The sequence below is a fragment of the Pseudoalteromonas sp. APC 3691 genome (assembly GCF_030408135.1).
GTDB lineage: Bacteria > Pseudomonadota > Gammaproteobacteria > Enterobacterales > Alteromonadaceae > Pseudoalteromonas.
In genome coordinates this window covers 1-5,254 of sequence record NZ_JASDCB010000116.1, presented here as the reverse complement: position 1 = coordinate 5,254, position 5,254 = coordinate 1, and the positions used below count along the sequence as shown (strand labels likewise).

At 37.8% G+C, this 5,254-nt stretch carries 6 protein-coding genes and 1 pseudogene; 5 read left to right on the top strand and 2 right to left on the bottom strand.

Going from position 1 to position 5,254, the window contains the following annotated elements; all coding sequences use genetic code 11:
* Positions 1 to 97, top strand: a pseudogene (locus QL998_RS20190) (IS5/IS1182 family transposase); the annotation flags it as partial.
* Positions 98 to 274: 177 nt separating this feature from the next.
* Positions 275 to 706, top strand: coding sequence for a hypothetical protein (locus tag QL998_RS20185; protein ID WP_010554222.1), 432 nt, complete (start codon positions 275 to 277; stop codon positions 704 to 706).
* A 12-nt stretch (positions 707 to 718) separates the two neighbouring features.
* Here the strand turns inward: QL998_RS20185 and icd are convergent, their stop codons facing one another.
* A complete protein-coding gene (gene icd / locus QL998_RS20180) occupies positions 719 to 1,987 on the bottom strand; it encodes an NADP-dependent isocitrate dehydrogenase (protein ID WP_197110803.1) in 1,269 nt (422 codons plus the stop codon).
* Between the two features lie 188 nt (positions 1,988 to 2,175).
* Between icd and QL998_RS20175 the strand changes: the two genes are divergently transcribed.
* Positions 2,176 to 2,979 carry a hypothetical protein gene (locus QL998_RS20175; RefSeq protein WP_290193368.1) on the top strand — a complete coding sequence of 268 codons (804 nt, stop codon included), beginning with the start codon at positions 2,176 to 2,178 and terminating at the stop codon, positions 2,977 to 2,979.
* Here the strand turns inward: QL998_RS20175 and QL998_RS20170 are convergent.
* Positions 2,976 to 3,527, bottom strand: a complete 552-nt coding sequence (locus QL998_RS20170; RefSeq protein WP_290193367.1) for a hypothetical protein — start codon at positions 3,525 to 3,527, stop codon at positions 2,976 to 2,978. The genes QL998_RS20175 and QL998_RS20170 overlap by 4 nt on opposite strands.
* Before the next feature lie 371 nt (positions 3,528 to 3,898).
* Between QL998_RS20170 and QL998_RS20165 the strand changes: the two genes are divergently transcribed.
* Both QL998_RS20165 and QL998_RS20160 read left to right on the top strand, forming a co-directional pair.
* A complete protein-coding gene (locus tag QL998_RS20165) occupies positions 3,899 to 4,066 on the top strand; it encodes a hypothetical protein (protein ID WP_002961566.1) in 168 nt (55 codons plus the stop codon).
* Positions 4,067 to 4,205: 139 nt separating this feature from the next.
* Positions 4,206 to 5,048 (top strand): transporter substrate-binding domain-containing protein, encoded by an 843-nt coding sequence (locus QL998_RS20160; RefSeq protein WP_290193366.1) that lies wholly within the window; start codon positions 4,206 to 4,208, stop codon positions 5,046 to 5,048.
* Positions 5,049 to 5,254 lie beyond the last annotated feature (206 nt).

Here is a 5,254-nt window from a genome sequence, read left to right as displayed (position 1 = left end):
AGGGATAGCCACGCGGTATGAAAAGCTTGAACGAAATTATCATTCAATGCTCGCTTTAGCATTTACTATGATGTGGCTACCAATGTGGGCTGATTGATATATGTACTACAAAGATCAACAGCCCCTAGTATTATTTAGATATGTTTTCTATTTTTTATTTAGTTTTAAAACTTACTATTGATAAAATCAATATCAGTTATTGAAAACAACAATTTTATTAATAATACACTTAGCGCTAGAGTGAAGTTAAGCCAACAAACTAAGAGTAATTATTATGACAACAGCTTCTTTCACACGCCAAGACGGATTATTCATCGATGCTAACTTACATCAGTTCATTGAAGAGCAGTTATGCACTAAAGCTAACACTACTGAAACTTACCAAGCGTTAGCTACTTTAGTTGATGAGTTTGGTTGCAAATGCCGTAAAACAAAGCATCAACCAGATGATGTATTAGAAGTTGATACATTATTAAATGCATACCAACTTAAAAATCATCCACTTTGCCATGTAGATGCACAAACTACGGAAGCCGTTTTAGACGAATATTGCTGCCAGGTTCCTGCAATTATTGTTGTTGCGTTAATGGATACGCTTAGTGGTACACAGTGCGATGAACCCCAAGCACATGAGATTTACCATCGTGCAGCGCAGTTAACCAACCGCCCTTGTATGCACAGAGTAAAAACTGCCTCAGCAGCTTAATAATGGATGTATTTAAAAGTGCTCGATGACCTTCTTTGCAAAGCCAGTACAAGTTAAGGTTGTCGAGTTATGAATACTTGAGTTATCGCTCTGCTCTTGCGCTAAATCAAAGGTTACTTCACCGCTTTTAAATGTTTGCTCTAACGCATTTTCTATGAGTAATGCGGCCTCGTCCCACCCCATAAATTTAAGCATTAATACCGCACTTAAAATACTACTACTGGGGTTTGCTTTATTTTGCCCTGCTATACGTTCAAACGTGCCATGTGTAGGCTCAAAAAATGCGACATCGTTATTTAGATTTGCAGCGGGCATTATACCAACACCACCAACTTGTGCACTGAGCATATCCGCTAAAAAGTCACCATTTTGGTTAGTAGTCACCACTACATCAAATTGCTCTGGATGCATTAAACATTGCTGCAGCATGTTGTCGGCTATGACTTCTTTAATAATTAAGGGTGCTTGGTGTGCTCGCTCTATTTGCAACCAACGCCCATTTTCATGTGCGGTGGCATTAAACTCGTTTTGTGCAAGTGCAAACCCCCAACGCTTAAATGCACCATCGGTAAATTTAAGTACATTACCTTTGTGTACTAGCGTTAATGATTCACTATCGTTTTTAAGTGCATAGTTAATTGCAAAGCGCATTAGTCGCTCAGAGCCTTCTTTAGATATATTTTTAATACCAATTCCGCACTCTTGTGAAAACCTTAGGCGGGTTACGCCCATTTCCTCACATAAAAAATCGAGCATTTTTTCGCTCTCTACACTGCCTGCTTGCCACTCAATACCTGAGTACACGTCTTCGCTACTATCACGAAGCACTGTTATGTTTGTTAAAAAAGGGTTTTTTAAAGGAGAAGGGAGTGCACTAAAACCTTTTATAGTGCGCATATTTACAAACAAATCCATTTCTTGCCTGAGTGCAACATTAAGCGATCGAAAGCCACCACCCAGTGGTGTGGTTAACGGCCCTTTTATGGCAATTTTGCAGGCACGTACCGCGTTAATTGTTTCTTGTGGAAACCAGTCACCGTCATACAGCTTTGCGGCCTGCTCGCCATTATAAACTTGCATCCAATGAATTTTCCGTGCACTTTTATAACAATGCTCAATTGCACTATCAACAACATGGCGCATTACCGGCATAACATCTAGACCCACGCCATCGCCATCAATAAAAGCAATGATAGGTTCTAACGGTATTTGCCAGTGTCCTTGTGCATCAATAGTGATATTTTGGCCGTGCTCAGGAACTTGAATATGCTGATACGTCATGGCTAAAACCTAACTTAAAATAACGATTAATTGATTAAACCATGCTTAGCTAGAGGTGTCTGTATTTGTACTTTTATAGTTACTATCATTTTAAAAAATAAAGAATTAGGCGTGATTATTTATCCATTTAGTTGGTCTTGTATATTAAGCCTGGCGTACCAGTTATTAAATTACAGTGGAGCATTTTAATGAAATACTTTTTTGTACTGCTACTATCAATCAGCTCTTTTAACGTATTAGCCGCTGAAGTAGTCATACATAACCTTAGCTCGCTCTCAAGTAATGCTCAAAATACGGTGTCTACATGGGTTAATCAAAGTGTTGAAAAAACACAAAATACACTGGGGCCTTTAAAGCAAACCACTTTGCCTATTTATTTAAAACCGCAATACTTTGCTTTTGAGCCTGTACCTTGGGCTACAGTTAAGCGCAATAACCCCGATGGGATTGAACTACATATAGATCGCTACGCCAGTTTAAATGCATTCACTAAAGATTGGACGCTATACCATGAACTTTCGCATTTATATTTGCCGCTACTTCCCTACTCCGGTTTTTGGCTAAGCGAGGGTTTTGCCAGTTATATGCAAAACGTAATAATGCGTGACAGCGGTATAATCACCCAGCCACAGTTTGTACAACGTTTAAATGCAGGATTTGATCGTGCCCGCCTGCAAACCAAAACTAAAACACAGCCACTTAATAAGCTCTCTGCCGATATGTGGAAGCAACGCGCCCAGCAACGTGTTTATTGGACGGGTGCGGCTTTTTTTGCACAGGCCGACCTTAAGCTACAAAAACAAGGTTTATCTGTCGCGGGTATAATAAAACAGTATCAAACATGCTGTAGACCCGCTCGTTCTAGTGCTAAAACCTTTATAAAAGAGTTAGATAAGTTATCCGGCAGCAGCGTTTTTACAACGCTGTATGCAAAATATAATACCCGTACTGATTTTCCTGATATTAATAAAAAGCAGCTAAACACGCTTTAACGGCTGCTCTGTTTTATATAGCTACTATATTCAACCAGCCCTTGCGCATTAAAATTGGTTGAGTACTCGTTCATAAAACCATGCAAAAAATTGGTTTTATAGCACTTAACACCCGCTTTGGTGCTTAAAGCTTTAATAACTTCATCAACATTAAAGTGACTCTCACTTTCTGGGAATATGAATTCACAGGGTACATTTGCATCTAACGCTAAATAATTACGAATTTGCGACGGATAAAAGCCAATTAACTTTTTAAGGTGTGTATTGCCTGTTAATAACTGTGCCCGCCATGCTGCACTTGCCCCTGCGCTAAACGCAATACATGTGGTCGGCACTTTTAAACTCTCAAAGCATTCTAGAAGTTTGTCCGTGTATTTGTCATGGCCACACTGCTGTATAAAATTATTATAACTATCTTGTTCACTTTCAATAGCTTGAATCTTGTTATTGTATGGGTCAACAATCACTAAATTTGAACTAATTGCGTGTGATAACCTCCTTAAAGCAGGGGTTAAACCATAAATATCACTCACTATTAGGTAATTCATACTTATCCTTTGGTAACTAAAAATGGGCTTTGTAAGCAGTTGATAAGATTTATTATAAATATTTTTATAATAAATAGCTTGCACACAATTTATATATAAGTTACCTTCCCTCTCTGGTTTAAAGAAACCGCCGCGGTTAACCATTTACCCTGATCCAGTAAGCCCCGCAAAACGTATATTTGAAAGCTAAGTTATTGTACGGCGAGAACCCCTTGAATAATACCGAGATGATTTTTTACTATCATCGCAAAAGTGTCATAAAGATCGTCAACACTGTAATGAAGCTAAACACAACATCGTTAATTTATTGACTGCAATTTGCTATACAAATATAGCGCAGAATAAATAACAAGAATAAAGTGAGTTTTATTATGTCTTATAAATATAACGGGTCTATGATCCAAATAGCACATCCAGTGCAATCAATTTCAGTAAACAAACATCGTGTAATCTTCAGTGATACACAAGGTTTAAAAAATGCATTATTTCAAAAAGCGAGTGATGCACGCCAGTTTGTTAAGTGGCTAAAAGCTAACTAAGCAACATATAACTTTAATTGCCATTCTATTATTGCAATTATTGATAAGATATTATGCCAGCCTTGTTGCTGGCATTTTACTTTTTAGCCCTTTATTGGTTACAATAGTTTTACAATAATAATTACTGGTAGCTGTTGTAATGCTCCGTATATTTTTAACTTTCTTACTTTTTTTCTGTCTGAGCTCAATAAGCAATGCTAGAACCATAAACTGGCTAGCGCACGATTTTGCACCCTATTATATTTTAAATGGTCAATATCAACACCAAGGCCGTGACGAAAGCATAATTTCTTTACTTGAAAAACAACTTCCTAATATTACCTTTAACCGCATGCTTATCCCCTCAGGTAAAGTAATTCAAGAGCTGTCTAATACTTCAAATAATGTTTGTGCGTTATCGCTTTATAAAAATGATTACAGAAAAGAGCATATTTATTTCACAGACGAAAGCTCAACAACGGGCCTCTCGCCTTCAATAGCAATGCATAAAAAGCTGGCCAAAGCGCTAAGTATAGCGGAATCAAAAGAAGTATCACTACTCAATTTAATACAAGATAAAAAACTAACTCTTGGAGTTTCTATGAGCCGCTCTTACGGCCAAGAGATAGATATTTTAATAAACAGTACACCCAACATTGATTTAGTAATTAGACCCACACGCGATAGCCTAGCGAGCCTTACATATATGCTTAACCTAAAACGAATTGATATTTTGCTGGGTTACCCAAGCGAGCATTACTATTTAGCTAAATCAATGCACTTTGAAGAAAACTTAACGCAGCGTCCATTAACCGAATCTCCAGCGCTCAGTTATGGCTTTATTGGTTGTACTAAAAACGAGCAAGGCGCAAAAGACATCGCTATTCTTAATGAGCAGCTTAAAGTTATTAAAAAAACGCAGGCTTATAACGATTTACTTATGCGCTGGTTGCCTGAGGATTTAAGGCCTCTATTAAAGTCACGTATCAATAGCACAAAATAAACAAATTCAAAGTCGCTTAATTTGAGTTTCTGTTAAGCATCGAGTAGGGTGAGGCTTATGCCTCATCCCTCTCACAGAACCGTACGTACGGACCTCGTATACGGCTCCTGTACCCTTCACATTTTATCAACTTATTTCCTAAACGCTGATAAAGCAAGCCATCCCGTATTCACTTTTTCTATTGGATATAAACCAAGCTCCTCAAA